Below are 1,087 nucleotides of genomic sequence, written 5' to 3'. Positions count from 1 at the left end.
TACGGGATGGTGTGGTCGAGCTGGCAGTCCCAGGCCGACACCTCACACCCGGGCCAGCGACACGTCAGATCCCGGCACTTGACGAAATCCGCCAAGGCGGTCGAGGGCCGGTAGTGCGGTTCGGGGGCGCTGTAGCCGGGATGGGCCAACGGCACCACCGTCGCGCTGTGAGCCAACTCGGCCACCAGTTCAGGGGTGATCAACCCGTTAGCGCTGACCTCCGAGGCCGGGGTGGTGCCGGTGCCGGTCAGGGTGGCGTGTTCAGCGATGACGTGGATGACCACCGGCGAGGCCGCCCCCTTCTTCCCGGCGGCGGTGCAGTCGGGGCGTTGGCAGTGACAGGCCAGCCGATCCGCCCCGGCGGCCAACGCCCCCAACGCATCAGCGCGGCGCTGCTGCCGGCTGCGCGGATCATGGGCACACACGGTGGCCGCCAACGCGGACAGCCGCTTGTCCAGGGCGTGCGCATCCGGGGTGAGGAAACAGCCCTCGATGCGCGAGATGCCGTCCTGATCCCCGCCGATCCACACCTGCCGATCACCCTGCTGCCGGTCGCGCCGCCGTAACGCATCACGGTCCTGGCCGGCCACGATCTTGTCCACCTGCGCACCCAACCGGCCCCTCGTCAGTGAGGGCCAACGCCGGATATTGGCGGCGATCAACTCATCGACACGGGCCAGGATCGCCGGGTCCTCGATCGCCTCGGTGTGGAAGGCGATCGTGACGAACGCCCGAAAATCGATGTCCCCGGCGCGGAACACCTCCCCGGTCTTGGGCAGGCGTTCGCGCAGCACCCGCGCATAATGCAACCGGCTCAGCGCCAACCCCCGGCTGATCCGCAGCCCCGCCCCCACCTCCGCGGCCACCGCCGCCGCCGCATCGATGGCCCAGTCCTCCTCACACCCGCAGTCGGCGAAACGGTGGGCGAACAACTCCCCGATCGCCACCAACTGCGCGGCCGCGGCCTGATTCTCCACCCGAGAAGCCGCCCGCACCCGGTCCAACCACGTGGTGACCTCGGCGGTCGTGGTCGCCAACGCCTCCTGACGCACCAAATTCTCATCCAGCCACGCCAACGCCTCCTCGG

General features: G+C 69.7%; 1 protein-coding gene. It reads right to left on the bottom strand.

The window, feature by feature from the left end; genetic code table 11:
* A partial coding sequence (locus BST27_RS30510) for a 13E12 repeat family protein (RefSeq protein WP_083148842.1) occupies nt 1-1,076 on the bottom strand: 1,076 nt, incomplete at its 3' end.
* Nucleotides 1,077-1,087: the final 11 nt, after the last annotated feature.

The organism is Mycobacterium intermedium (assembly GCF_002086275.1).
In the GTDB taxonomy this organism is placed as follows: Bacteria; Actinomycetota; Actinomycetes; order Mycobacteriales; family Mycobacteriaceae; genus Mycobacterium; species Mycobacterium intermedium.
The sequence above is the reverse complement of the archived record's forward strand: the minus strand, read 5'-3'. Positions and strand labels throughout refer to the sequence as shown.